Below are 24,219 nucleotides of genomic sequence, written 5' to 3' on the forward strand. Positions count from 1 at the left end.
AGCCGGTGCGCCACGGGCGACCGGCCTGGTTCGATGCGCGGCGGTGCCGCCGCCGATGTATTACGGGGCCTTGGGCAGCCCGTCGAGCTTCATGCCCGGCTTGATGCCTTTCGCCGCGAACCAGCCCTTGCTCATTTCGAGCGCATACACGCCGTTGTTGCGCGGGCAGTGGTTGTCGATCGTCTCGGCCTTCATCTCGTCGATGTCGGTGATCGTGCCGTCGGCGCGGATGAACGCGATGGACAGCGGGATCAGCGTGTTCTTCATCCAGAAGCAGTGCACGGCGTTCTCGTTGAACACGAACAGCATGCCTTCGTTCGGCGCGAGCTGCGAGCGGTACATCAGCCCCTGTTCGCGATCGGCGTCGTTGGCGGCGACGGCCGCGTCGATCACGTACATGCCGGCGCGCAGCTTCACGCGCGGGAACTCGCTCGGCTGCTTCGCGCCGGGCGGCACCTGGGCGTGGACGGTCTGCATGCCGAGCGCGAGCACGGCGAGCGCGGCGGGAAACACGGCGGCGCGCGCAAGGCGGCCGAGCGACGAGCGCAGGGAGAGTCGCACAGCAAGGCTCCTATCGGGAAAACGAGACCCGCATGGTACGCGAAGCGTAGCGGCGGGCACAAAAGGAAAAAGGCAGATCGCCTCGCGGTGATCTGCCTTTCAACGCCGTAAGAACGGCAAGACTGCGTGTTCTTGACTGCGTTATTACAGCAAGCTTGCTTAGTTCGAAGCAGCTGCCGGAGCTTCGGCTTCGCTAGCTGCCTTCTTAGCTGCGTGGTGCTTCTTCTTTGCGTGGTGCTTCTTGGCAGCGTGCTTTGCCGGTGCCGAAGCAGCTGCCGGAGCAGCAGCCGAAGCAGCTTCCGGAGCCGAAGCTTGTGCGAAAGCAGCCGTTGCGAAGAGGCCAGCGACCAGAGCGGCGATCAGTTTGTTCATGTTGTGTTCCTCAGCTTTAGTTAATTAACCAAATGACCCGGCATAGGAGTCATGACGTCTAACGGTGCCATCCACCTTTCGGTTGACAGACGCTTCGAGAAATTTCTCATTGCGCTGCGGGCGCCGAATCGTATTCGAAGAAAACGTCACTTTCGTGACGCAAACGCGTAAATAACGGCTCGGCTGCCAATGCCGGATAGCTCAGGGTGGCATCTGCGTGGTTTAACGCGCGATCTTCGCGGACGGTTGACGAAACAGATGACGAAAAAATCGACGCTCGATTTTCGGCCCGGCCGAGCTTTCAGTCGGCACGCGCGAAACCGTCCCATGGCGCCCGCGGCGGCAGCTCGATTGTTTCGCCCGGCGCAATGCCGAGCGCGAATATATCTAGTGCGCCGATGCCGACGCGCACGAGACGCAACGTCGGGAAGCCGACCGCGGCCGTCATCCGGCGCACCTGGCGGTTCTTTCCTTCGGTGATCGCGAGTTCGATCCAGGTGGTCGGGATCGCGGCGCGGTAGCGGATCGGCGGCGTGCGGGGCCACAGCGCGGCGGGCGGCTCGATGAATTCGGCGCGGCACGGGCGCGTCACATAGTCGCCGAGATCGACGCCGCGCGCGAGCGCCTTCAGGTCGGCCGCGTCCGGCGCGCCGTCGACCTGCGCCCAGTAGCGCTTGACGAGCTTGTGGCGCGGCTCGGCGATGCGCGCCTGCAGTGCGCCGTCGTCGGTGAGCAGCAGCAGCCCTTCGCTGTCGGCGTCGAGCCGGCCGGCCGCGTACACGCCGGGCGTTTTTACCCAGTCGCCGAGCGACGGCCGCGTCTCGTGCGCGGAAAACTGGCAAATCGTGCCGAACGGCTTGTTGAGGGCGATCAAGGTCATGGCGGGGCGGCCCGCAGCCTGTCGTGCGCAAGGCGCGGGCGGCGCGGCGGGCGGTCTATGGCAAATGGCGGAATCTTAATGCATAATACGGAACGGCAAGTCCTCTGTCTTATATAAGACATAAGGGAAGACTTGATACGCAGCGTCGCGCTTCGTGCCGCCGGCCGCGGTTGGGGCGCTAGAATAGCGGCTCGCTGTTGCCGTCACGACGGTGGCAAGGGCCACCCGCCGCGCGCGCAGTTTCGACCAGCATCACCTGCTCAGCCACGTCACTGGAGTCGATCATGCCGTATCAGCACATCAAGGTTCCGGAAGGCGGTGACAAGATCACCGTCAACAAGGACTTCTCGCTCAACGTTTCCGATCAGCCGATCATCCCTTACATCGAAGGCGACGGTACCGGCTTCGACATCACGCCGGTGATGATCAAGGTCGTCGATGCGGCGGTCGCGCATACGTACAAGGGCAAGCGCAAGATCCACTGGATGGAGATCTTCGCCGGCGAGAAGGCGACGAAGGTGTACGGCCCGGACGTATGGCTGCCCGACGAAACGCTGCAGGTGCTGAAGGAATATGTCGTTTCGATCAAGGGGCCGCTCACGACGCCGGTCGGCGGCGGCATCCGCTCGCTGAACGTCGCGCTGCGCCAGGAGCTCGACCTCTACGTGTGCCTGCGCCCGATCCAGTATTTCAAGGGCGTGCCGTCGCCGGTGCGCGAGCCGCAGAAGATCGACATGGTGATCTTCCGCGAGAACTCGGAAGACATCTACGCGGGCATCGAGTGGGCGGCCGGCTCCGAGCAGGCGAAGAAGGTCATCAAGTTCCTGCAGGACGAGATGGGCGTGAAGAAGATCCGCTTCCCGGAAACCTCGGGGATCGGCATCAAGCCCGTGTCGACCGAAGGCACCGAGCGTCTCGTGCGCAAGGCGATCCAGTACGCAATCGACAACGATCGCAAGTCGGTCACGCTGGTGCACAAGGGCAACATCATGAAGTTCACGGAAGGCCTGTTCCGTGACGCCGGTTATGCGCTCGCGCAGAAGGAATTCGGCGGCGAGCTGATCGACGGCGGCCCGTGGATGCGCGTGAAGAACCCGAAGACGGGCGCCGAGATCGTCATCAAGGATTCGATCGCCGACGCGTTCCTGCAGCAGATCCTGCTGCGTCCGGCCGAATACGACGTGATCGCCACGCTGAACCTGAACGGCGACTACGTCTCCGACGCACTGGCCGCGCAGGTCGGCGGGATCGGGATCGCGCCGGGTGCGAACCTGTCGGACTCGGTCGCGATGTTCGAGGCGACCCACGGCACGGCGCCGAAGTACGCGGGCAAGGACTACGTGAACCCCGGTTCCGAGATCCTGTCGGCCGAAATGATGCTGCGCCACCTCGGCTGGACGGAAGCGGCCGACACGATCATCGCCGCGATGGAGAAGTCGATCCTGCAGAAGCGCGTCACGTACGACTTCGCGCGCCTGATGGAAGGTGCGACGCAGGTGTCGTGCTCGGGCTTCGGCGACGTGCTGATCGAGAACATGTAAGCGCCCCTCGCGGGCAGGCCGGCGCATGCCGGCCGCCCCGGCGCCTACTGCCGGCGCCGGGGCGTTTCACGAACGGCAGGTTTGTTGGCAGGACGGTCCGGCATGCGGGCCGCGGCGCCGCGAAGCGGCGTGCATGCCCTGCAAGGTAGAACATGACGGCCCTCGCAACACCACCGCCCGGCTAGCCGGCGCGCTCCTTTCGCGATCCACCCGGTCGCTCCCCCGCCGGTTACCGCCGGCGCTATTCAGCCCCAAATTTTCACGTAGCAACGCATCGACCATGTCCACTTCGCCCAAGATCATCTACACCCTCACCGACGAAGCGCCCGCGCTCGCGACCTACTCGCTGCTGCCGATCGTCAAGGCCTTCACGCACTCGTCGGGCGTCGCCGTCGAAACGCGCGACATCTCGCTCGCCGGCCGCATCATCGCGGCATTCGCCGACGTGCTGCCGCCGGAGCAGAAGGGTTCCGACGATCTGGCCGACCTGGGCCAGCTCACGCTGAAGCCTGAAGCGAACATCATCAAGCTGCCGAACATCAGCGCATCGGTGCCGCAGCTGAAGGCGGCGATCGCCGAACTCCAGGCTCAGGGCTACAAGCTGCCCGCCTATCCGGAAGAGCCGTCGACCGACGAGGAAAAGGCGGTCAAGGCCCGTTACGACAAGATCAAGGGCAGCGCGGTGAACCCGGTGCTGCGCGAAGGCAACTCGGACCGCCGCGCGCCGCTGTCGGTGAAGAACTACGCACGCAAGCATCCGCACAAGATGGGCGCATGGAAGCCCACGTCGAAGTCGCACGTCGCGCACATGACCGACGGCGATTTCTACGGCAGCGAGAAGTCGGCGCTGATCGCCGACGCCGGCAGCGTCAAGATCGAACTCACGACGACCGACGGCGTGAAGAAGGTGCTGAAGGAAAAGACGGCCGTGAAGGCCGGTGAAGTCATCGACGCATCGGTGATGAGCCGCAAGGCGCTGCGCAGCTTCATCGAAGCGCAAATCGCCGACGCGAAGGCGCAGGACGTGCTGTTTTCGGTGCACCTGAAGGCGACCATGATGAAGGTCTCGGACCCGATCATGTTCGGCCACTTCGTGTCGGTGTTCTACGGCGACGTGCTCGCGAAGCACGCCGACGTGCTCGCGCAGGCCGGCTTCAACCCGAACAACGGGATCGGCGACCTGTACGCGCGCCTGAAGGACCTGCCGGCCGATACGCGCGAAGCGATCGAAGCCGACATCAAGGCCGAGTACGCGGTGCGCCCGCGCCTCGCGATGGTCAACTCGGACAAGGGCATCACCAACCTGCACGTGCCGAGCGACGTGATCGTCGACGCGTCGATGCCGGCGATGATCCGCGATTCGGGCGGCATGTGGGGCGCCGACGGCCAGCTGCACGACGCGAAGGCCGTGATTCCGGACCGCTGCTACGCGGGCGTCTATCAGGCGGTGATCGAGGACTGCAAGCAGCATGGCGCGTTCGACCCGGTCACGATGGGCAGCGTGCCGAACGTGGGCCTGATGGCGCAGGCGGCCGAGGAGTACGGTTCGCACGACAAGACGTTCCTGATCCCCGCTGACGGCGTGGTGCGCGTCACCGACGAAGCCGGCAACGTGCTGCTCGAACATGCGGTCGAGTCGGGCGACATCTGGCGCATGTGCCAGACGAAGGACGCACCGGTGCAGGACTGGGTCAAGCTCGCGGTCAACCGCGCGCGCGCGACCGGCGCACCGGCCGTGTTCTGGCTCGACCCGGTGCGCGCGCACGACGCGCAGATCATCGCGAAGGTCGAACGCTACCTGAAGGATCATGACACGAACGGCCTCGATATCCGCATCATGACGCCGGTCGACGCGACGCGCTTCTCGCTCGAGCGCATCCGTGCGGGCAAGGACACGATCTCGGTGACCGGCAACGTGCTGCGCGACTACCTGACCGACCTGTTCCCGATCATGGAACTCGGCACCAGCGCGAAGATGCTGTCGATCGTGCCGCTGATGGCCGGTGGCGGCATGTTCGAAACGGGTGCGGGCGGTTCGGCGCCGAAGCACGTGCAGCAGTTCGTCGAAGAAGGCTTCCTGCGCTGGGATTCGCTCGGCGAATTCCTCGCGCTGGCTGCGTCGCTCGAGCACCTCGGCAACGCGTACCACAACCCGAAGGCGCTGGTGCTCGCGAAGACGCTCGATCGCGCGACCGGCAAGTTCCTCGATGAAAACCGCTCGCCCGCGCGCAAGGTCGGCGGCATCGACAACCGCGGCAGCCACTTCTACCTGTGCATGTACTGGGCGCAGGCGCTGGCGGAGCAGACCGAGGACGCAGCACTGAAGGCGCAATTCGAAGGCGTCGCGAAGTCGCTCGCCGACAACGAAGCGCGCATTCTGGAAGAACTCGGTGCGGCGCAGGGCAAGGCGCAGGCGATCGGCGGCTACTACCGTCCGGACGTCGCGCTGACGAGCCAGGCGATGCGTCCGAGCGCGACGCTGAACGCGATCGTCGATGCAGTCGCCTGACAGCGGCCGCGTCGCGGCGACGGCAGCAGCCTGCGCGGCTCGCCGTCGCGCCGAACATGAAAACGCCCCGGTCGCCCGGGGCGTTTTGCGTTGCGGGGCGTTCATTCAGACGTGAACGATTTCCCATTCGGCGATTTCGTGCGGCACTTCGAGCGTGGCCGTGTCGAGGTCGGACAACTGCTCGCAGTCGCCGCGGGAGATGTGGTCGGCTGCGACTTCGGGGCACGAGAACGCGCCGAGCCGAGCGTTGCCGAAGCTGGCTTCCCAGCCGCCGTTGCCGGGCAGGATATAGAACGACCCGAGCGCCGAACCAAAGCGAAATCCCTTCATTTCCGTTCTCCCTATCTGATTGCAAGCGATTCTGTTGTGACGTCTGCCGGTTGGTCCGACGGTGGCCCGGCCGGTGGTCCGTGTCGGGTGCCGTGTCGAACGTCGCGGCGAAGCGTCAGTGCATGGAACAAAGTCTACGTCTGCGGCCGCGTCCGATGGTGCGCGTAGAGTGCTTTTTCGAGAGAAAAATATCGCTTTATAAACATTGGTTTACGTCGTGTGTTTTGTATTGCGGAACGATTTTTGGCATCGCGAAACAGCGAATTTGTGCCCTGCACCACGAATTTTTATAACGCAAGGCGTTGTTCCGCATCGTGAAAAATTGGCGGATTTTCGACCGGGCGCGCCTGTCGCGCGGGTTAGGCCGGTAGATACAACCGGCGAACGCTGTGTCGATTGCGCATAGCGTGTGGTGTGGCCGGGCTCGTTGGAGCGGGGTCTGGAGCGCGTCGGGGCGTCGGGAATCGCGCGCAGGCGCCGCTCGAGGCAGGCGAGTCATGCGAGCCCCCGAGCGCTGCGGCGTATTGACGCGGGCAGGCCCTTGGCGGCCCGCGCTGCGCCGTCGCCCGAGGCTGCGGTTATGATGGCGCGGCCATCCGGTTTCTCGTCGCGGCGGGTCCATTACGCACCGGCGGCACCGGCGGCACCGGCGGCACCGGTGGCACCGGTGTCGCGGCGGCCGCGCGATACAGCACCCATAACGAGGAACGATTGATGATACGGAGAACCTTCCTGTCGCACGCGATCGGTGTCGCAGCCGCATCGCTGTTTGCACGCAGCGCGTGGGCGCAGCATGCCGCTCATGCGGGCATGGCCGGCATGGAACCGATGGACGACATGCGCGGCATGGCGGGGATGGCGGATCACGCGCAGCACGCGAAGCCGGCACCGGCCGCGCTCGCGGCCGTCGACGCGCTGCCGGCCGGCGCGCCGCTCGCACCGTTGCGCACGCTCGCGAACGAAAGCGGCGAAGCCGGCACGTTCCGCGCGACGCTGGTCGCGCAGCCGGTCGCGCGTCCGATGTTGCAACATACGCATCCGACGACCTTCTGGCAGTTCGGCGCGGGCACTGCCGGGCCGGTGGTCGGCCCGCTGATCGACGTGCACGAGGGCGACACCGTCGAAATCCGCTTCGTGAACAAGCTGCCGCAGCCGTCGACGATCCACTGGCACGGCCTGCCGGTGCCGCCCGAGCAGGACGGCAACCCGTCGGATCCGGTCGCGCCGGGCGCGTCGCGGGTCTATCGCTTCACGCTGCCGAAGGGCAGTGCGGGCACGTACTGGTATCACCCGCATCCGCACATGATGACGGCCGAGCAGGCGTTTCGCGGGCTGGCCGGTCCGTTCATCGTGCGTGCGGCCGACGATCCGCTCGCCGGCTGGCCCGAGCGCCACCTGTTCGTGTCGGATCTGAAGCTCGCGAGCGACGGCTCGATTCCGCCGAACGACATGATGGACTGGATGAACGGCCGCGAAGGCCAGTTCGCGCTGGTCAACGGCGCGCGCCGGCCGCGCATCGACGTCGCGGGCGACGAGCGCTGGCGCGTCTGGAACGCATGCAGCGCGCGCTACGTGTGCGTCGCGTTCGACGACGGACGCGCATTCGAGCATGTCGGCACCGACGGCGGGCTGTTCGAAACGCCGCGTCGCGTGACGTCGCTGCTGCTGGCTCCGGGCGAGCGCGCGGAACTGCTGGTGCGGGCCGGCGATCGCGCGTCACGCGCCGTGCTGCAGGCGGCCGAATACGATCGCCGCAAGATGGCGATGTCGCACGACGGCGGCCGCGGCAGCCTGCCGCCCGATCCGGCGCTGCCGCTGGCCGACGTCACGTTCGTGCCGGCCGCCGCGCGGGCGCTGCCGGCCACGTTGCGCGCCGTGCCCGCGCCGGGCGAGCCGGTGGCGGACAAGGACGTCGCGCTCGGCGAGGCGATGGACATGAACGCGATGATGAGCGGCCCGGCGCACGGCCGGCCGGCCGGGATGCGCTTCATGATCAACGGCGCGACCTACGCGCCGCACCGGGCGACGCTGACGAGCCGGCGCGGCGAACTCGAGCGCTGGACGATCCGCAACACCACCGACATGGATCATCCGTTCCACTTGCACGGCACGCAGTTTCAGGTGACCGAACGTGCATCCGGCGGCACGCGCACGGCCGAGCCGTTCCGTGCCTGGCGCGATACGGTGAACGTGCGCAGCGGCGAAACCGTCACGCTACTGGTGAAGCAGGACATGCCCGGCGAGCGCATGTTTCACTGCCATATTCTGGAGCACGAGGACCTGGGCATGATGGGCACGCTGAAAGTCGTGTAACGGCGAATCATTTTGTTTCACGCGTATGAACGCATTCGATTTGCGTGTACGCGTGGACAATGCGCGTTCAATTATTGGGATTGAACGAAAAGGCCGGCCAATCGAATTAACGATTGGCCGGCCTGAAAAAAAGAAACCCGGCGCAATGCCGGGTTTCTTCGTCCGATATCCGGTGCCCTTACGCGGCCTGGATGTTCGACGCTTGCTTGCCCTTCGGCCCTTGAACGACCTCGAAGCTTACCTTCTGGCCTTCCTTCAGGGTCTTGAAGCCCTGCATGTTGATGGCCGAGAAGTGCGCAAACAGATCTTCACCGCCCTCGTCGGGAGTGATGAAACCGAAGCCCTTCGCGTCGTTGAACCACTTAACGATACCAGTTGCCATTTCCTACTTCCCCTGTCACACAGTCGCTGCTACTTACCACGAGCACGCTCGAAAAGCTAAACGACCGTAAATACAGCCGTTCCCCCCTCACAAGCTCACCTTCGGCCCTTTTCATTTCGCCAGCCGGCGAATGAAAAAAGGTGCCAGCTTGATTGTTGGCGCTCTTTATTTGAGTGTCAAGCGGAATTTTTAGACGTTTGGAGGGACGTTGTAAAGAACCCATTTTCAGGGTTTTTCCGGCTTTGCTTCGCAGCATGCCGCCGAGCGCGCGCACTTGAAAAGTCGCATAATCGGTCCATATACCAGGCTCGAGTGACACGCGATCGAGTCGTCCCGGCTTGTGGGATACTGGATGCGGATGCGACGGTCCGGTGCGGTTTCCTCCTGACGGTTCGTGTTCCGCGCCACGCGTGAAAGCCGGCACCGCAGCCGGCTTTCGCATGGCACGAAGACGATCGCGCGTCGTCGGGAACCACGAAGGGCGCCGGCCTGTCGGTCGGGTAATGGCAGGATTGCGGGCCTGTCCGAGTTGTTTAGAATGGGTGTATGGCGATTATCCCGGACAAGCAGGACAGCACCGTCCTGGAACGCAAGCAGCAGAAGCTCAAGCCGCCTTCGATGTACAAGGTGGTGCTGCTCAACGACGACTTCACGCCAATGGAGTTCGTCGTCATGGTCGTCCAGGAGTATTTCAAGAAGGATCGCGAGACGGCCACGCAGATCATGCTGAAGGTCCATCGCGAAGGGCGAGGGGTATGTGGGGTCTATACGCGGGACATCGCGTCGACCAAGGTTGAGCAAGTCGTTACCCATGCGCGGCAGGCCGGGCATCCGCTGCAGTGCGTGATGGAGGAAGCATGATTGCCCAGGAATTGGAAGTCAGCCTGCACATGGCGTTCATGGAAGCACGTCAGGCGCGCCATGAATTCATTACGGTAGAGCACCTGTTGCTGGCCCTGCTGGATAATCCGACGGCAGCCGAGGTGTTGCGCGCGTGTGCGGCCAATATCGAGGACTTGCGTCAGAACCTGCGCAATTTCATCCACGACAACACGCCGACCGTGCCGGGCACCGACGATGTCGATACCCAGCCGACGCTCGGTTTCCAGCGCGTGATCCAGCGCGCGATCATGCACGTCCAGTCGACGTCGAACGGCAAGAAGGAGGTCACCGGCGCGAACGTGCTGGTCGCGATCTTCGGCGAGAAGGATTCGCATGCCGTCTATTACCTGCAGCAGCAGGGCGTGACGCGTCTCGACGTGGTGAACTTCATTTCGCACGGCATCGCGAAGACGAACGGCGGCGAAGCCGCGAAGTCGACCGACGGCAATGCGGAAAGCGAAGACGCGAACGCGCAGAAGGAAACCCCGCTCGCCCAGTTCACGCAGAACCTGAACCAGATGGCGAAGGACGGCCGCATCGATCCGCTGATCGGCCGCGAGCCGGAGGTCGAGCGTGTGGTGCAGGTGCTGTGCCGTCGGCGCAAGAACAATCCGCTGCTCGTCGGCGAAGCCGGCGTCGGCAAGACGGCGATCGCCGAAGGGCTCGCCTATCGCATTACGCGCGGCGAGGTGCCGGACATTCTCGCGAACGCGCAGGTGTATTCGCTCGACATGGGCGCGCTGCTCGCGGGCACCAAGTATCGCGGCGACTTCGAGCAGCGTCTGAAGACGGTGCTCAAGGAGCTCAAGGAGCGTCCGCACGCGATCCTGTTCATCGACGAGATCCACACGCTGATCGGCGCGGGCGCCGCGTCGGGCGGCACGCTCGACGCATCGAACCTGCTGAAGCCCGCGCTGTCGTCGGGCACGCTCAAGTGCATCGGCGCGACCACCTTCACCGAATATCGCGGCATCTTCGAGAAGGATGCGGCGCTGTCGCGGCGCTTCCAGAAGGTCGACGTGTCGGAGCCGACCGTCGAGCAGACGGTCGCGATCCTGCGCGGGCTGAAGTCGCGCTTCGAGGAGCATCACGGCGTCAAGTATTCGTCGGGCGCGCTGTCGGCCGCGGCCGAACTGTCGGCGCGCTTCATCACCGACCGCCATCTGCCCGACAAGGCGATCGACGTGATCGACGAAGCGGGCGCCGCGCAACGCATCCTGCCGAAGTCGAAGCAGAAGAAGACGATCGGCAAGAGCGAGATCGAGGAAATCATCTCGAAGATCGCGCGCGTGCCGGCCCAGAGCGTGTCGCAGGACGACCGCAGCAAGCTGCAGACGCTCGATCGCGACCTGAAGAGCGTCGTGTTCGGCCAGGATCCGGCGATCGACGCGCTCGCGGCGTCGATCAAGATGGCGCGCGCGGGCCTCGGCAAGATGGACAAGCCGATCGGCGCATTCCTGTTCTCCGGCCCGACCGGCGTCGGCAAGACCGAAGTGGCGCGCCAGCTCGCGTTCACGCTCGGCATCGAGCTGATCCGCTTCGACATGTCGGAATACATGGAGCGTCATGCGGTGAGCCGTCTGATCGGCGCGCCGCCCGGCTACGTCGGGTTCGACCAGGGCGGGCTGCTGACCGAAGCCGTCACGAAGAAACCGCATTGCGTGCTGCTGCTCGACGAAATCGAGAAGGCGCATCCGGACATCTTCAACGTGCTGCTGCAGGTGATGGACCACGGCACGCTGACGGACAACAACGGCCGCAAGGCGGATTTCCGCAACGTCATCATCATCATGACGACGAACGCGGGCGCCGAGTCGATGCAGAAGGCGACCATCGGCTTCACGACGCGGCGCGAGACGGGCGACGAGATGAACGACATCAAGCGCCTGTTCACGCCGGAGTTCCGCAACCGTCTGGACGCGATCATCAGCTTCCGCTCGCTCGATGAGGAAATCATCATGCGCGTGGTCGACAAGTTCCTGATCCAGCTCGAGGAGCAGCTGCACGAGAAGAAGGTCGATGCGCTGTTCACCGACGCGCTGCGCAAGCATCTGGCCAAGCACGGGTTCGACCCGCTGATGGGCGCGCGGCCGATGCAGCGGCTGATCCAGGACACGATCCGTCGTGCGCTGGCGGACGAGCTGCTGTTCGGCAAGCTGGTCGCGGGCGGCCACGTGACGGTCGACGTCGACGAGAACGACAAGGTGCAGTTGTCGTTCGACAAGCTGGCGAATCCGCCGCACAAGCCGAACGAAGAGACGGTCGAAGTCGAGTAAGCGATAATTGGCGGTTCATGCGAACGGCGCGGGAAGTTCTCCGCGCCGTTTCGTTTTATCCGGCGCCAGCGGCGCCACGGCGGTGCAGGGGAGTGGTAACGCAGTGACACAACAACAACGATCGTTCGACAACATCGTCGCGCGCGAACAAGGGTTGCGCCACGCGCTCACATCGGGGCAGATGGCGATGATCGCGATCGGCGGCGCGATCGGCACGGGGCTGTTCCTCGGCAGCGGATTCGCGATCGGGCTCGCAGGCCCGAGCGTGCTGGTTTCGTATGCGATCGGCGCGCTGATCGCGCTGCTGCTGATGGGCGCGCTCGCCGAAATGACGGTCGCGCATCCGACGGCCGGCTCGTTCGGCGCCTATGCGGAGCACTACGTCGGCCCGCTCGCGGGCTTTCTGGTGCGCTACGCGTACTGGTTCGCCGTGGTGTTCGCGATCGGCACCGAGATCAGCGCGATCGCCGTGTTCATGAAGTACTGGTTTCCCGCCGTGCCCGGCTGGTACTGGGTGATCGGCTTCTCCGCGCTGCTGATCGCCGTGAACCTCGCGAGCGTCACGTTGTACGGGTCGGTCGAATACGCGTTCTCGCTGCTGAAGATCGCGGCGATCATCGTGTTCATCGTGCTCGGCGCCTATCTGGTGTGGTCGGCGCCGCCGGCGTCCGGCATCGGCTTCGCGAACTACACCGGCCACGGCGGCTTTATGCCGAAAGGGCCGTGGGGCACCTGGGTCGCGGTGATCGTCGCGATCTTCAGCTACATGAGCATCGAGGCGGTCGCGATCGCGGCCGGCGAGGCGCGCGATCCGCAGCATGCGGTCACGCGCGCGTTCCGCTCGACGGTATTCCGGCTCGTGCTGTTCTATCTGCTGACGCTGGCGCTGATGCTCGCGATCGTGCCGTGGACGCAGGCCGGCACCGACGAAAGCCCGTTCGTGAAGGTGATGGCCGCGACGCACGTGCCGTACGCGGCCGGCGTGATCAACTTCGTGCTGTTGATCGCGGCGCTGTCGGCGATGAACAGCCAGCTCTACGTGACGACGCGGATGATGTTCAGCCTGTCGCGCGCGCGGCTCGCGCCGGCGGTGTTCGGGCGGGTGGGCGACAACGGCGTGCCGCGTGCGGCGCTGTGGATCTCGACCAGCGGCGTCGCGGTCGCGGCCGTGCTGGTCGCGCTGTCGCCCGGCACCGCGTTCACCGTGATGATGGCGATCGCGATGTTCGGCGCGCTGTTCACGTGGCTGATGATCTTCGTCACGCACCTGCGCTTTCGTGCGCGTTACAGCGGCCCGGCGCTCGCGTTCCGCATGTGGGCGCATCCGTTCGGCAGCCTGCTCGGTGCGGCGCTCGTCGGCGCGATCCTGCTCACGACCGCGTTCACGCACGAATTCCGGATGACGATGGTGGTCGGCGTCGTGTTCGTCGTGCTGCTGACGCTCGCGTACGCGCTGCATTACCGGCACCAGCACGCGCGGTGATGCATGGCGGCACGCGGCCGGGCGTGCTGGCGAGCCGCTAAGCTTGCGTTAAGCCGGCGGCGCGTACAGTCGAACCCGTTCGCGATTCAGGGCCGCCTGGCGGCCCATCGCCATTCGCAAAGGGGTTCGGATGAAGAAGCTTCCTGAAATCACGCTCGCGTTCTGGATCATGAAGATCTGCGCGACGACGCTCGGCGAAACGGGCGGCGACCTGCTGTCGATGACCCTCGACGTCGGCTACGCGGCAAGCTCGCTGCTGCTGCTCGGTTTCTTTCTCGTCACGCTCGGCGCGCAGCTGCGGGCCACGCACTATCGCCCGGCGCTCTACTGGGCCGTGATCGTCGCGACCAGCACGGCTGGCACGACGATGTCCGACTTCATGGACCGCACGCTCGGCCTCGGCTACGCAGCCGGCTCGTCGATTCTCGTCGCGATCCTGCTGGCGACTTTCGCGGTGTGGCGGCTCAGCGGCGAATCGCTTTCGGTGGACCTGATCCGCACGCGTCGCGTCGAGCTGCTGTACTGGGTGGCGATCCTGTTCTCGAACACGCTCGGCACCGCGCTCGGCGACTTTCTCGCGGACAGTTCGGGCCTCGGTTTCGGCGGCGGCGCATTGCTGATCGGCAGCCTGCTCGCGGCGATCGTGCTCGCGCGCTATCTCACCCGCGTCTCCGGCGTGCTGTTGTTCTGGGCGGCGTTCGTGCTCACGCGTCCGTTCGGCGCGACGCTCGGGGACTGGCTCACGAAACCGGCCGCCAAGGGCGGCCTGGCACTCGGCACGGTCGGCTCGTCTGCCGTATTGCTCGGCGTGCTGGTCGCGATGGTGATCTACGCGAGCATCGCGCAGGCGCGGCGCCGCGAGCGGACACCCGTGCGCATCGCGCAAACGGCCGGCCGCTGAGCGGCACCCGGAAAAGCAAAAGGGGCCGCGCGGCCCCTTTTCGATGCGGCGCGGCTCAGTGCCGGCCGGTGCTGCCGAAGCCGCCTTCGCCGCGCTCGCTTTGCGCGAAGTCGTCGACGATGTTGAACTGCGCCTGCACGACCGGCACGATCACCAGTTGCGCGAGCCGTTCGAACGGGTTCAGCACGAACTCGCTCTGGCCGCGGTTCCACGTCGACACCATCAGCTGGCCCTGGTAGTCGGAATCGATCAGGCCGACGAGGTTGCCGAGCACGATCCCGTGCTTGTGACCGAGGCCCGAGCGCGGCAGGATCAGCGCCGCATAGCCGGGGTCCGCCAGATGGATCGCGAGGCCGGTCGGCACCAGCGTGGTTTCGCCCGGTTGCAGCGTGACGGGCGCGTCGAGGCACGCGCGCAGGTCGAGGCCTGCGCTGCCGGTAGTCGCATAGGCGGGCAGGTAGTCGCGCATGCGCGCGTCGAGAATCTTCAGATCGAGTTTCATGCGGTGGTCGAGTCGTTCGGGTAGGGCGCGGCGGCGCGAGCCGCCGCGCGGGAGATCAGATCAGTCGGTTGTCGGGCAGGCGCCGCGCGATTTCGGCGACGAGCACGTGGGCGAGTTCGTCCTTCGGCGCGCGCGGCAGCGGCGTGAGGCCGGCCGCCTCGAACAGCACCACTTCGTTGTCGTCGCGGCCGAACGTCAGCGGGCCGAGGTTGCCGATCAGCAGCGGCACGTTCTTGCGCTTGCGCTTTTCGTCGCCGTGCACGTCGAGGTCGCCGCTTTCGGCCGCGAAGCCGACGCAGTACGGCGGATCGGGCAGCGCGGCGACCGACGCGAGGATGTCGGGGTTCTCGACGAACGTGAGCGCCGGCATCTTGCGATCGGCGGTCTTCTTCATCTTGTGCTCGGCCGGCTGCTCGACGCGCCAGTCGGCGACCGCGGCCACCGCGATGAAGATGTCCGCGTCCGATACCGCATGCATGACCGCGTCGTACATCTGCTGCGCGGTCTGCACGTCCTGCCGGTACACGCCCCACGGCGTGTCGAGCGCGACCGGCCCGGCCACCAGATGCACGTCCGCGCCGGCCTGCTGCGCGGCGCGCGCGAGCGCGAAGCCCATCTTGCCGCTCGAGCGGTTCGTGAGGCCGCGCACCGGATCGAGCGGCTCGAACGTCGGGCCGGCCGTGATCAGCACGCGGCGGTGCGCGAGCAGCTTCGGCGCAAAGTGCGCGACGATCGCTTCGTAGATCGCCTCGGGCTCGAGCATGCGGCCGTCGCCGACCTCGCCGCACGCCTGCGCGCCCGAATCGGGGCCGAGCACCGACACGCCGTCGGCCCGCAGCTGCGCCGCATTGCGCTGGGTGGCCGGGTTCTGCCACATCTGCCGGTTCATCGCCGGCACGACGAGCAGCGGGCAGTCGCGCGCGACGCACAGCGTCGACAGCAGGTCGTCGGCGAACCCGTGCGCGAGCTTCGCGAGGAAGTCGGTGGAGGCCGGCGCGATCACGATCGCATCGGCTTCGCGCGACAGGTCGATGTGCGCCATGTTGTTGTCGACGCGGGCGTCCCACTGGCTCGTGTAGACGGGCCGGCCGGACAGCGCCTGCATCGTGACGGGCGTGATGAACTGCGCGGCGGCTTCGGTCATCACGACCTGGACGGTCGCGCCGGCCTTCGTCAGCAGCCGTGTGAGCTCGGCGATCTTGTAGCAGGCGATGCCGCCCGTGAGGCCGAGGACGAGGTGTTTTCCTGCGAGTTCTGCGTGTGCCAACTCGGGTCTCCAAGGATCAAACGGAACGGCCGGCGTGAAGCCGGCCGTCGACACGGAGTATGCGCGCTCAGCGCGTGCCGCGCACGCGACGCAGTTCGTCGTAGATCAGCAGCACCGCGCCGACCGTGATCGCGGAATCGGCGAGGTTGAACGCCGGGAAATGCCAGCCGCCGAGATGGAAATCGAGAAAGTCGATCACGTGGCCGTACAGCAGCCGGTCGATCACGTTGCCGAGCGCGCCGCCGAGGATCAGCGCGAGCGACAGGCTGAACAGCCGCTGCTGGCCGTGCCGGCGCAACAGGTAGCAGATCACCAGCGTCGCGCCGATGCCGAGCGCGGTGAACGCCCAGCGCTGCCAGCCGCTCGCGGTCGACAGGAAGCCGAACGCGGCGCCGCGGTTGTACACCAGCACGAGATTGAAGAACGACGTCAGCGCATGCTGCGCGCCGTACGCGAACGTTTTCAGGATCGCGATCTTCGACAGCTGGTCGAACAGGATCACGATCAGCGAAATGCCGAGCCAGGGCGCGAGCGCGCCGCTGGCCGGTTTCGACAGGGTTTTCGCCATGGTTACGCAGCGCTCCGGATTTCGCCGTTTTCAAACAGGTTCGAGAAGCAGCGGCCGCACAGCGTCGGATGCTCGGCGTGCGCGCCCACGTCTTCACGGTAGTGCCAGCAGCGTTCGCACTTCTGGTACTTCGACGCCGCGACGTCGACGCTTTCGTGCGCTTCGTCGTCGACCTTCACGACGCTTGCCGCCGACGTGATCAGCACGAACTTCAGATCGTCGCCGAGGCTCGTGAGCGCGTCGTAGCGCGCGCCGCTCGCGTGCACGGCCACTTCGGCCTGCAGCGACGAGCCGATGCGGTTGGCGGTGCGGGCTTCCTCGAGCGCCTTCGTCACGTTGCCGCGCACGTCGCGCAGCAGCGCCCACTTCTCGATCAGCGCGGCCGCGCCGGCGACTTCCGGATACGCGTAGTACGTCTCCGTGAACACGGTGTCGCTCGCCGGCTGGAACACCTTCCATGCCTCTTCCGCGGTGAACGACAGGAACGGCGCGAGCACGCGCAGCAGCCCCTGCGTCAGATGGTAGAGCGCCGTCTGCGCGGAGCGGCGCGCGCGCGAATCGGCCGCGCTTGTGTACAGCCGGTCCTTCAGCACGTCGAGGTAGAAGCCGCCGAGATCTTCGGAGCAGTACGTCTGCAGCTTCGCGACGACCGGATGGAACTCGTATTTCTCGTAGTGGCCGAGCAGCTCCGTCTGCAGTTGCGCGGAGAACGCGACCGCATAACGGTCGATCTCGAGCCATTCGTCGACCGGTACCGCGTGCTGCGCGAAGTCGAAGTCCGACAGGTTCGCGAGCAGGAAGCGCAGCGTGTTGCGGATGCGGCGGTAGCCTTCCGTCACGCGCTTGAGGATCTCTTCGGAGATCGCCAGTTCGCCCGAATAGTCGGTCGACGCGATCCACAGCCGGATGATTTCCGCGCCGAGGCGGTTCGCGACTTCATGCGGATCGATGCCGTTGCCGAGCGACTTGCTCATCTTGCGGCCTTCGCCGTCGACCGTGAAGCCGTGCGTGAGCAGCCCCTTGTACGGCGCGCGGCCGTCGATCATCGACGCGGTCAGCAGCGACGAGTGGAACCAGCCGCGATGCTGGTCCGAGCCTTCGAGGTAGAGGTCGGCCGGGAACTGCAGCTGATCCTTGTGCGAGCCGCGCAGCACGTGCCAGTGCGTCGTGCCCGAGTCGAACCACACGTCGAGCGTGTCGCGGTTCTTCTCGTAGAGGTTCGCGTCGTCGCCGATCAGCTCGCGCGGGTCGAGCGACTGCCACGCCTCGATGCCCGACTGCTCGACGCGCTTCGCGACTTCCTCGAGCAGCTCGAGCGTGCGCGGATGCAGCTCGCCGGTTTCCTTGTGCACGAAGAACGCCATCGGCACGCCCCATTGGCGCTGGCGCGACAGCGTCCAGTCGGGACGGTTCGCGATCATGCTGAACAGCCGCTGCTTGCCCCACGACGGGTAGAACGCGGTCGCGTCGATGCCTTCGAGCGCCGTTTCGCGCAGCGTCTTGCCGCCGGCGTGCGGCGTCACGTCCATGCCGGCGAACCACTGCGACGTCGCGCGGTAGATGATCGGCGTCTTGTGGCGCCAGCAGTGCATGTAGCTGTGCGTGTACTTCTCGCTGCGCAGCAGCGAGCCGGCCGCGCGCAGCGCCTCGACGACCTTCGGGTTTGCATCCCAGATCGACAGGCCGCCGAACAGCGGCAGCGATTCGATGTAGCGGCCGTCGCCCATCACCGGGTTGATGATGTCGGAGTCGGTCATCCCGTGCGACTTGCACGAGACGAAGTCTTCGATGCCGTACGCGGGCGACGAATGGACCACGCCGGTACCGGTGTCGGTCGTCACGTAGTCGCCGAGGTAGACGGGCGCGGTGCGCTTGTAGCCGGGGTGGGCCGAGGCGAGCGGATGGTGGAAGCGCAGGTTCGCGAGCTTCACGCCCGGCGCGGTCGCGACGATGCGGCCGGTCAGCTTGAAGTCGGCCATGCAGGCTTCGACGCGCTCCTCGGCGATGATCAGCAGCCCGCGCTCGGTGTCGACCAGCGCATAGACGATCTCGGGATGGAGGTTCAGCGCCTGGTTCGCCGGGATCGTCCACGGCGTGGTGGTCCAGATCACGATGCCGCCGTCGGCGCGCGGCAGCGCCGGCAGGCCGAACGCCTGTGCGGTCTTTTCCGGCTCCGCGAACGCGAACATCACGTCGATCGTCGGGTCGGTGCGGTCCTTGTACTCGACTTCCGCCTCGGCGAGCGCCGAGCCGCAGTCGAAGCACCAGTTCACCGGCTTGAGCCCGCGGTACACGTAGCCCTTCTCGATGATCTTGCCGAGCGCGCGGATCTCTTCCGCCTCGTTCACGAAGTTCATCGTCTTATACGGATTGGCCCAGTCGCCGAGCACGCCGAGGCGCTTGAAGCCGACCTTCTGCTTCTCGATCTGCTCGGTCGCGTACGCGCGCGCCTTGCTCATCACTTCGGCGGCCGGCAGCGACTTGCCGAACTGCTTTTCGATCTGGATCTCGATCGGCATCCCGTGGCAATCCCAGCCGGGCACGTACGGCGCGTCGAAGCCGGCCATGTTGCGCGACTTCACGACGATGTCCTTCAGGATCTTGTTGACCGCGTGACCGAGGTGGATGTCGCCGTTCGCATACGGCGGGCCGTCGTGCAGGATGAACTTCGGCCGGCCCTTGCTGGCCGCGCGGATTTTCTCGTAGATGCCGCGCTCTTCCCACTCCTTCACCCACTGCGGCTCGCGCTTGGGCAGATCGCCGCGCATCGGGAACGGCGTGTCGAGCAGGTTGACCGGATACTTGGCCTGCGGTTTCGAATCGGCTTTCTTGTTGCTCATGGTGGGATCGCTATCTAAATCGGGGGACGCTCGAGCGTCGTGAATCGGAGATGCGCGCGGTTCGGCGGCGCGAGGGTGCGGCGCGCGGCGCCGCCGTCCGGATCAGCTAATTCGGTCGGTCGCCGACGTCGAGAAGCCGGTCGCGCGGCTGCCCGGTGCGCGTGCGCGCTCCACGAAATACGCGCGCGCGTTCGCGACGTCGAGCGCGATCGCGCGCGACAGCGCCTCGAGATCGTCGTATTTGGCCTCGTCGCGCAGCTTCTTCAGGAATTCGACGCGGATCAGCTTGCCGTACGCGTCCCCATGCCAGTCGAGCAGGTGGACTTCGAGCAGCACGCGGCCGGAATCGTCGACGGTCGGGCGCACGCCGAGGCTCGCGACGCCCGGCAGCGGCGCCGGCTCGAGGCCGTGCACCTGCACGACGAAGATGCCGGCGAGCGCCGGCCGCTTGTGCGCGATCGGCAGGTTCAGCGTCGGGAAGCCGAGGTCGCGGCCGAGCTTCAGCCCGTGCGCGACGTGGCCGCTGATCGCGTAGCCGTGGCCGAGCGCCTGCGCGGCCGCGTCGAGATCGCCGGCGGCGAGCGCCGCGCGCACGCCGGAGCTCGAAATGCGCGTGCCGTCGCTGCCGGCCACCGTGTCCATCTGCTCGACCTCGAAGCCGTGCAGCTCGCCGGCGGCCTTCAGCGTGTCGAAGGTGCCCGCGCGCTTCGCGCCGTAGCAGAAATCGTCGCCGACCATCATCCAGCGCGTGTGCAGGCCGCCGACCAGCGTGCGTTCGACGAACGCCTGCGGCGACTGGCTCGCGAACGTGTGGTTGAAGTGCTCGACGACGACGCGATCGACGCCGTGCTCGCGCAGCGCCTCGAGCTTGTCGCGCAGCATCGCGATGCGCGGCGGCGCGCCGGCCGGGTTGAAGAACTCGCGCGGATGCGGCTCGAAGGTCATCACGCACACGGGCAGCCCACGCGCGTCCGCTGCCGCGCGCACGCGCGCGAGCAAGGCCTGGTGGCCGCGATGGACACCGTCGAAGTTGCCGATCGTCAGCGCGCAGGGCGCGCGGCTCTCGGCGTTGGGCAGGCCGCGGAAGACTTTCACGATAGCGGATGCAGCGTCGGGGAATGAGCGGTGGAATGCCGCAAAGCAGAAGATTATAAACGTTCGGGCGGCCTGGCGGCCGAGAAGGCAGGAAACGCGGGGGCGAATGGTAAAATTCGCGGATGAAAAAACTCGTGATCCTGATTTCCGGTCGCGGCAGCAACATGGAGGCCATCGTCCGCGCGTGCGCGCAGGAACGCTGGCCGGCCCAGGTCGCCGCCGTGATCGCCAACCGGCCCGACGCGGCCGGCCTGGCTTTTGCCGCGTCGCACGGCGTGGCGACCGCGGTGGTCGACCATCGCGCCTTCGACGGCCGCGACAGCTTCGACGCGGCGCTGGCCGCCGAAATCGACCGCTTCGCGCCCGATCTCGTCGTGCTGGCCGGCTTCATGCGCATTCTCACCCCCGATTTCGTCAGACGATATGAGGGCCGGCTGCTGAACATCCATCCGTCGCTCCTGCCGAGCTTCAAGGGCGTGCACACGCATCAGCAGGCGCTGGACGCCGGCGTCGCGCTGCACGGCGTGACCGTGCATTTCGTCAGCCCCGAACTCGACAGCGGCGCGATCGTCGCGCAGGGCGCGGTGCCCGTGCTGGCCGGCGACGACGCCGCGGCGCTCGCGCAGCGCGTGCTGGCGGTCGAGCACGTGCTGTATCCGCGTGCGGTGCGCTGGTTCGTCGAAGGCAGCCTGCGCCTCGAGAACGGCCGGGCAGTGGTGGCGCCGCAAGAGGCGCGCTGGATTTTCGCGGATCAACCGCATACCGAAACGAGCGAGGGCGTATGAAGCTGCACGGATTTCTGATTGGCCAGACCGAGACCTTGCTGGCGGAGGTGCTCAAGTTCGCCGGCCCGGCCGACGCGACCACGAGCCGGTTCTTCCGCGCGCACCCGAAGCTCGGCCATGCCGAGCGCGGCGTGATCGCCGAGGCGGTGTTCGCGGTGCTGCGCCGCAAGATGGAGTTTTCGCACCTCGCCGAAAGCGGCACGGGCAGCCCCGCGCGGCGCCTGACGCTGCTGGGCCTGATGCAGACGCTCGGCCGCAACGCGCTGAAGCCGTTCGTGTCGGACAACGAGGCCGCGTGGCTCGAGCACGTGTCGAAGATCGACCCGGCGAGCCTGCCGGTGCGCGTGCGCACGAACCTGCCGGACTGGATCTACCAGGCGCTGTCGGCGCGTTTCGATGCCGACGAGCTCGCGCAGCTCGCCGCCGCGCTGAACTACCCGGCGCCGCTCGACCTGCGCGCCAACGTGCAGAAGGCGACGCGCGACCAGGTGATCGACGCGCTGCGCGCGAACGGTATCGAGGCGGGCGCGACGCCGTTCGCGCCGAACGGCGTGCGCGTGGTCGGCAAGCCGGCGCTCACGCGCCTGAAGCTGTTCGAGGAAGGCCAGATCGAAGTGCAGGACGAGGGCAGCCAGCTGCTGTGCTCGCTGGTCGCGCCGCGTCGCGGCGAGATGGTCGTCGATTTCTGCGCGGGCGCCGGCGGCAAGACGCTCGCGCTCGGCGCGATGATGCGTTCGACCGGGCGCCTGTACGCGTTCGACGTGTCGGAAAAGCGTCTCGCGAAGCTCAAGCCGCGCCTCGCGCGCAGCGGGCTGTCGAACGTGAACCCGGTGTTGATCGACAGCGAGCACGATGCGAAGATCAAGCGGCTCGCCGGCAAGATCGACCGCGTGCTGGTCGACGCGCCGTGCAGCGGGCTCGGCACGCTGCGCCGCAATCCCGACCTGAAGTGGCGCCAGACGCGCACGTCGATCGACGAGCTCGCGCCGAAGCAGGCGTCGATCCTCGCGAGCGCCGCGCGGCTCGTGAAGAAGGGCGGCCGGCTCGTGTACGCGACCTGCAGCGTGCTGGACGCCGAGAACGAGGCGATCGTCGAGCAGTTCCTGGCCGATCACCCCGACTTCGTGCTCGTGCCCGCGCAGAAGGTGCTGGCCGACCAGCGCATCGAGCTCGATACCGGCGACTACCTGTCGCTGTGGCCGCATCGCCACGCGACCGACGGCTTCTTCGCCGCGGTGCTCGAGCGGCGTGCGCAGTAACGACGGCGGGCCGGCATGATGGAGAGTCTGCAGAGCCGTCTGCTGTCGCACCGGCTGGCGTCGGTGATTCGCGATTTCCACCAGCCGGTGATGATCTGGCAGGCGGCGATCCTCGTCGGCGCGCTGTGCTTCGCGTGGCTCGCCGCGCGCTTCGCGCATGCGCGCATCGACGCGCGCCGCCGGGCGGCCGGCCGCGCACCCGGCGCGGGCGCGCAGAGCCTGCAGCGTGCGCTGTTTCCGCTGTTCGGCGGGGTGTTCGTCGGCATTGCGGAGCTCGGTTTCGAGCCGTTCATGTCGACGTCGCTGCTGTCGCTCGCGCTGGTGCCGCTGTTCGGCATCGGCTTGATCTACGTGCTGTTCTTCTTCGCGCGGCGCGTGTTCGCGCGCGACGGACACACGCATGCGTGGCTGTCGATCGTCGAGAAGATCGTGTCGAGCGTCGTTTGGGTCGCGATGGTGCTGACCGTGCTCGGCATCCAGCGCGACGTGCTCGGCTGGCTCGACAGCGTGCAGTTTCGCGTCGCGAACGCGCATCTGACGCTGCTGTCGGTGATCTCCGGCGCGCTGTGGGTCTGCGTGACGCTGATGGTCGCGATGTGGCTCGGCTCGGTGCTGGAGGAGCGTCTTGCGCGCGCGACCACGCTCGACGCGAACCTGAAGGTCGTGATGTCGCGGGTCGGCCGCGCGCTGCTGGTGTTCGCGGCGGTCCTGATCGGCCTGTCGCTGGTCGGCATCGACGTGACCGTGCTCGGCGTGTTCGGCGGCGCGCTCGGCGTCGGCCTCGGCTTCGGCTTGCAGAAGATCGCCAGCAACTACGTATCGGGCTTCATCATCCTGCTCGATCGTTCGCTGCGGCTCGGCGATGCGATCAGCGTCGGCGGCCTGCAAGGCGTCGTCACGCAGATCCGCACGCGTTATACGGTCGTGCGCGGGCTGGACGGCAACGAGACGCTGATTCCGAACGAAAAACTGATCACGGACGTCGTGCAGAACCAGTCGTCGTACCTGACGCGCGGCTATGCGAAGCTCGCGGTCCAGGTCGCCTACACGAGCGACGTCGAGCAGGCACTCGCCTTGCTGGCAGAAGCGGCGCAGGGCGTGCCGCGCGTGCTCGACGAACCGGCGCCGACGCCGTATCTGGTCGGCTTCGGGGCGGACGGGATCGACCTCGAGCTGGGTTTCTGGATCGAGGATTCGGCGAAGGGCACGTCGGGCGTGCGTTCGGCCGTGAATCGCAACATCTGGCGGCTGTTCACCGAGCACGGCATCTCGATCCCGTTTCCGCAGCGGGAAGTGCGCGTGGTCGGGCTGCCGGAAGGTTTTGGTTTTGGCGCGACCGGCGTGGTGGCGGAAGGCTCGCCGGTTTCGGCCGATGCCAGCGCCCCGGCCGGGCATGCGTCGGCGGCGTAGCGCGGCGGGCGCTGCGAGTCTGACGCAGCGGCGGCCACAACCGGATCGTTGGCCGTCACCGGT

Annotated in this window: 20 protein-coding genes; 10 read left to right on the forward strand and 10 right to left on the reverse strand. The window is 66.5% G+C overall.

Annotated elements, in window-relative coordinates; all coding sequences use genetic code 11:
• Nucleotides 1–60: 60 nt before the first annotated feature.
• The 3 genes from MBR110_RS05400 to MBR110_RS05410 all read right to left on the reverse strand — a co-directional run bounded on the left by MBR110_RS05400 (nt 61) and on the right by MBR110_RS05410 (nt 1,813).
• The gene (locus tag MBR110_RS05400; protein ID WP_034192632.1) at nt 61–561 is read right to left on the reverse strand and encodes a DUF192 domain-containing protein; all 501 of its coding nucleotides are present in this window, start codon (nt 559–561) and stop codon (nt 61–63) included.
• Nucleotides 562–720: 159 nt separating this feature from the next.
• A complete protein-coding gene (locus MBR110_RS05405; RefSeq protein ID WP_072465376.1) occupies nt 721–933 on the reverse strand; it encodes a hypothetical protein in 213 nt (70 codons plus the stop codon).
• 301 nt (nt 934–1,234) lie between these two features.
• On the reverse strand, nt 1,235–1,813 hold the full coding sequence (locus MBR110_RS05410; protein ID WP_014723498.1) for a pseudouridine synthase: 579 nt from the start codon (nt 1,811–1,813) through the stop codon (nt 1,235–1,237).
• Between the two features lie 284 nt (nt 1,814–2,097).
• Here MBR110_RS05410 and icd point away from each other — a divergent pair, with 284 nt between their 5' ends.
• Together icd and MBR110_RS05420 are read left to right on the forward strand one after the other, a co-directional pair.
• Entirely contained in the window at nt 2,098–3,354 is a 1,257-nt protein-coding gene (gene icd / locus MBR110_RS05415) for an NADP-dependent isocitrate dehydrogenase (RefSeq protein ID WP_011885784.1), read from the forward strand.
• A gap of 280 nt (nt 3,355–3,634) precedes the next feature.
• A complete protein-coding gene (locus MBR110_RS05420; protein ID WP_011885783.1) occupies nt 3,635–5,863 on the forward strand; it encodes an NADP-dependent isocitrate dehydrogenase in 2,229 nt (742 codons plus the stop codon).
• Nucleotides 5,864–5,968: 105 nt separating this feature from the next.
• On the opposite strand, the gene MBR110_RS05425 is transcribed toward MBR110_RS05420, so the two are convergent.
• Entirely contained in the window at nt 5,969–6,193 is a 225-nt protein-coding gene (locus MBR110_RS05425) for a hypothetical protein (RefSeq protein WP_011885782.1), read from the reverse strand.
• A gap of 714 nt (nt 6,194–6,907) precedes the next feature.
• On the opposite strand from MBR110_RS05425, the gene MBR110_RS05430 reads away from it, so the two are divergent.
• Nucleotides 6,908–8,506 (forward strand): multicopper oxidase family protein, encoded by a 1,599-nt coding sequence (locus tag MBR110_RS05430; RefSeq protein WP_011885781.1) that lies wholly within the window; start codon nt 6,908–6,910, stop codon nt 8,504–8,506.
• Between the two features lie 178 nt (nt 8,507–8,684).
• Here the strand turns inward: MBR110_RS05430 and MBR110_RS05435 are convergent, their stop codons facing one another.
• Nucleotides 8,685–8,888 carry a cold-shock protein gene (locus MBR110_RS05435; RefSeq protein ID WP_004196460.1) on the reverse strand — a complete coding sequence of 68 codons (204 nt, stop codon included), beginning with the start codon at nt 8,886–8,888 and terminating at the stop codon, nt 8,685–8,687.
• Between the two features lie 546 nt (nt 8,889–9,434).
• On the opposite strand from MBR110_RS05435, the gene clpS reads away from it, so the two are divergent.
• The 4 genes from clpS to MBR110_RS05455 all read left to right on the forward strand — a co-directional run bounded on the left by clpS (nt 9,435) and on the right by MBR110_RS05455 (nt 14,430).
• Nucleotides 9,435–9,749, forward strand: coding sequence for an ATP-dependent Clp protease adapter ClpS (gene clpS, locus MBR110_RS05440; protein ID WP_006398529.1), 315 nt, complete (start codon nt 9,435–9,437; stop codon nt 9,747–9,749).
• On the forward strand, nt 9,746–12,046 hold the full coding sequence (clpA, locus tag MBR110_RS05445) for an ATP-dependent Clp protease ATP-binding subunit ClpA (protein ID WP_011885780.1): 2,301 nt from the start codon (nt 9,746–9,748) through the stop codon (nt 12,044–12,046). Before clpS ends, clpA begins: the two co-directional genes overlap by 4 nt.
• A 103-nt stretch (nt 12,047–12,149) precedes the next feature.
• The gene (locus MBR110_RS05450; protein WP_011885779.1) at nt 12,150–13,529 is read left to right on the forward strand and encodes an amino acid permease; all 1,380 of its coding nucleotides are present in this window, start codon (nt 12,150–12,152) and stop codon (nt 13,527–13,529) included.
• Nucleotides 13,530–13,659: 130 nt separating this feature from the next.
• The gene (locus tag MBR110_RS05455; protein WP_011885778.1) at nt 13,660–14,430 is read left to right on the forward strand and encodes a COG4705 family protein; all 771 of its coding nucleotides are present in this window, start codon (nt 13,660–13,662) and stop codon (nt 14,428–14,430) included.
• Nucleotides 14,431–14,485: 55 nt separating this feature from the next.
• On the opposite strand, the gene dut is transcribed toward MBR110_RS05455, so the two are convergent.
• The 5 genes from dut to MBR110_RS05480 all read right to left on the reverse strand — a co-directional run bounded on the left by dut (nt 14,486) and on the right by MBR110_RS05480 (nt 20,702).
• Nucleotides 14,486–14,932, reverse strand: coding sequence for a dUTP diphosphatase (gene dut / locus MBR110_RS05460; RefSeq protein WP_011885777.1), 447 nt, complete (start codon nt 14,930–14,932; stop codon nt 14,486–14,488).
• A 55-nt stretch (nt 14,933–14,987) separates the two neighbouring features.
• Nucleotides 14,988–16,199 carry a bifunctional phosphopantothenoylcysteine decarboxylase/phosphopantothenate--cysteine ligase CoaBC gene (coaBC, locus tag MBR110_RS05465; RefSeq protein ID WP_011885776.1) on the reverse strand — a complete coding sequence of 404 codons (1,212 nt, stop codon included), beginning with the start codon at nt 16,197–16,199 and terminating at the stop codon, nt 14,988–14,990.
• Nucleotides 16,200–16,266: 67 nt separating this feature from the next.
• Complete coding sequence (lspA, locus tag MBR110_RS05470) at nt 16,267–16,767, reverse strand: signal peptidase II (protein WP_011885775.1); 501 nt, start codon at nt 16,765–16,767, stop codon at nt 16,267–16,269.
• Nucleotides 16,768–16,769: 2 nt separating this feature from the next.
• Nucleotides 16,770–19,607 (reverse strand): isoleucine--tRNA ligase, encoded by a 2,838-nt coding sequence (ileS, locus tag MBR110_RS05475; RefSeq protein ID WP_011885774.1) that lies wholly within the window; start codon nt 19,605–19,607, stop codon nt 16,770–16,772.
• A gap of 102 nt (nt 19,608–19,709) precedes the next feature.
• A complete protein-coding gene (locus tag MBR110_RS05480) occupies nt 19,710–20,702 on the reverse strand; it encodes a bifunctional riboflavin kinase/FAD synthetase (RefSeq protein WP_059463182.1) in 993 nt (330 codons plus the stop codon).
• A 122-nt stretch (nt 20,703–20,824) separates the two neighbouring features.
• Here MBR110_RS05480 and purN point away from each other — a divergent pair, with 122 nt between their 5' ends.
• Genes purN through MBR110_RS05495 form a run of 3 tightly spaced genes read left to right on the forward strand, consistent with a single transcriptional unit; the run spans nt 20,825 to nt 24,156 of the window.
• A complete protein-coding gene (purN, locus tag MBR110_RS05485) occupies nt 20,825–21,487 on the forward strand; it encodes a phosphoribosylglycinamide formyltransferase (RefSeq protein ID WP_011885772.1) in 663 nt (220 codons plus the stop codon).
• The gene (locus MBR110_RS05490; protein ID WP_011885771.1) at nt 21,484–22,746 is read left to right on the forward strand and encodes an RsmB/NOP family class I SAM-dependent RNA methyltransferase; all 1,263 of its coding nucleotides are present in this window, start codon (nt 21,484–21,486) and stop codon (nt 22,744–22,746) included. The genes purN and MBR110_RS05490 overlap by 4 nt, the downstream gene beginning before the upstream one ends.
• Nucleotides 22,747–22,764: 18 nt before the next feature.
• Nucleotides 22,765–24,156, forward strand: a complete 1,392-nt coding sequence (locus tag MBR110_RS05495; RefSeq protein ID WP_011885770.1) for a mechanosensitive ion channel family protein — start codon at nt 22,765–22,767, stop codon at nt 24,154–24,156.
• Nucleotides 24,157–24,219: the final 63 nt, after the last annotated feature.

It is taken from the genome of Burkholderia sp. MBR-1 (assembly GCF_013822785.1).
GTDB lineage: Bacteria > Pseudomonadota > Gammaproteobacteria > Burkholderiales > Burkholderiaceae > Burkholderia > Burkholderia vietnamiensis.

Coding starts and splice junctions, on each gene's coding strand:
- icd (WP_011885784.1), top strand. CDS start 2,098: ATGCCGTATCAGCACATCAAGGTTCCGGAAGGCGGTGACAAGATCACC.
- MBR110_RS05425 (WP_011885782.1), bottom strand. CDS start 6,193: ATGAAGGGATTTCGCTTTGGTTCGGCGCTCGGGTCGTTCTATATCCTG.
- dut (WP_011885777.1), bottom strand. CDS start 14,932: ATGAAACTCGATCTGAAGATTCTCGACGCGCGCATGCGCGACTACCTG.
- ileS (WP_011885774.1), bottom strand. CDS start 19,607: ATGAGCAACAAGAAAGCCGATTCGAAACCGCAGGCCAAGTATCCGGTC.
- purN (WP_011885772.1), top strand. CDS start 20,825: ATGAAAAAACTCGTGATCCTGATTTCCGGTCGCGGCAGCAACATGGAG.
- MBR110_RS05435 (WP_004196460.1), bottom strand. CDS start 8,888: ATGGCAACTGGTATCGTTAAGTGGTTCAACGACGCGAAGGGCTTCGGT.
- lspA (WP_011885775.1), bottom strand. CDS start 16,767: ATGGCGAAAACCCTGTCGAAACCGGCCAGCGGCGCGCTCGCGCCCTGG.
- MBR110_RS05420 (WP_011885783.1), top strand. CDS start 3,635: ATGTCCACTTCGCCCAAGATCATCTACACCCTCACCGACGAAGCGCCC.
- MBR110_RS05490 (WP_011885771.1), top strand. CDS start 21,484: ATGAAGCTGCACGGATTTCTGATTGGCCAGACCGAGACCTTGCTGGCG.
- MBR110_RS05495 (WP_011885770.1), top strand. CDS start 22,765: ATGGAGAGTCTGCAGAGCCGTCTGCTGTCGCACCGGCTGGCGTCGGTG.
- MBR110_RS05410 (WP_014723498.1), bottom strand. CDS start 1,813: ATGACCTTGATCGCCCTCAACAAGCCGTTCGGCACGATTTGCCAGTTT.
- clpS (WP_006398529.1), top strand. CDS start 9,435: ATGGCGATTATCCCGGACAAGCAGGACAGCACCGTCCTGGAACGCAAG.
- clpA (WP_011885780.1), top strand. CDS start 9,746: ATGATTGCCCAGGAATTGGAAGTCAGCCTGCACATGGCGTTCATGGAA.
- MBR110_RS05405 (WP_072465376.1), bottom strand. CDS start 933: ATGAACAAACTGATCGCCGCTCTGGTCGCTGGCCTCTTCGCAACGGCT.
- MBR110_RS05430 (WP_011885781.1), top strand. CDS start 6,908: ATGATACGGAGAACCTTCCTGTCGCACGCGATCGGTGTCGCAGCCGCA.
- MBR110_RS05455 (WP_011885778.1), top strand. CDS start 13,660: ATGAAGAAGCTTCCTGAAATCACGCTCGCGTTCTGGATCATGAAGATC.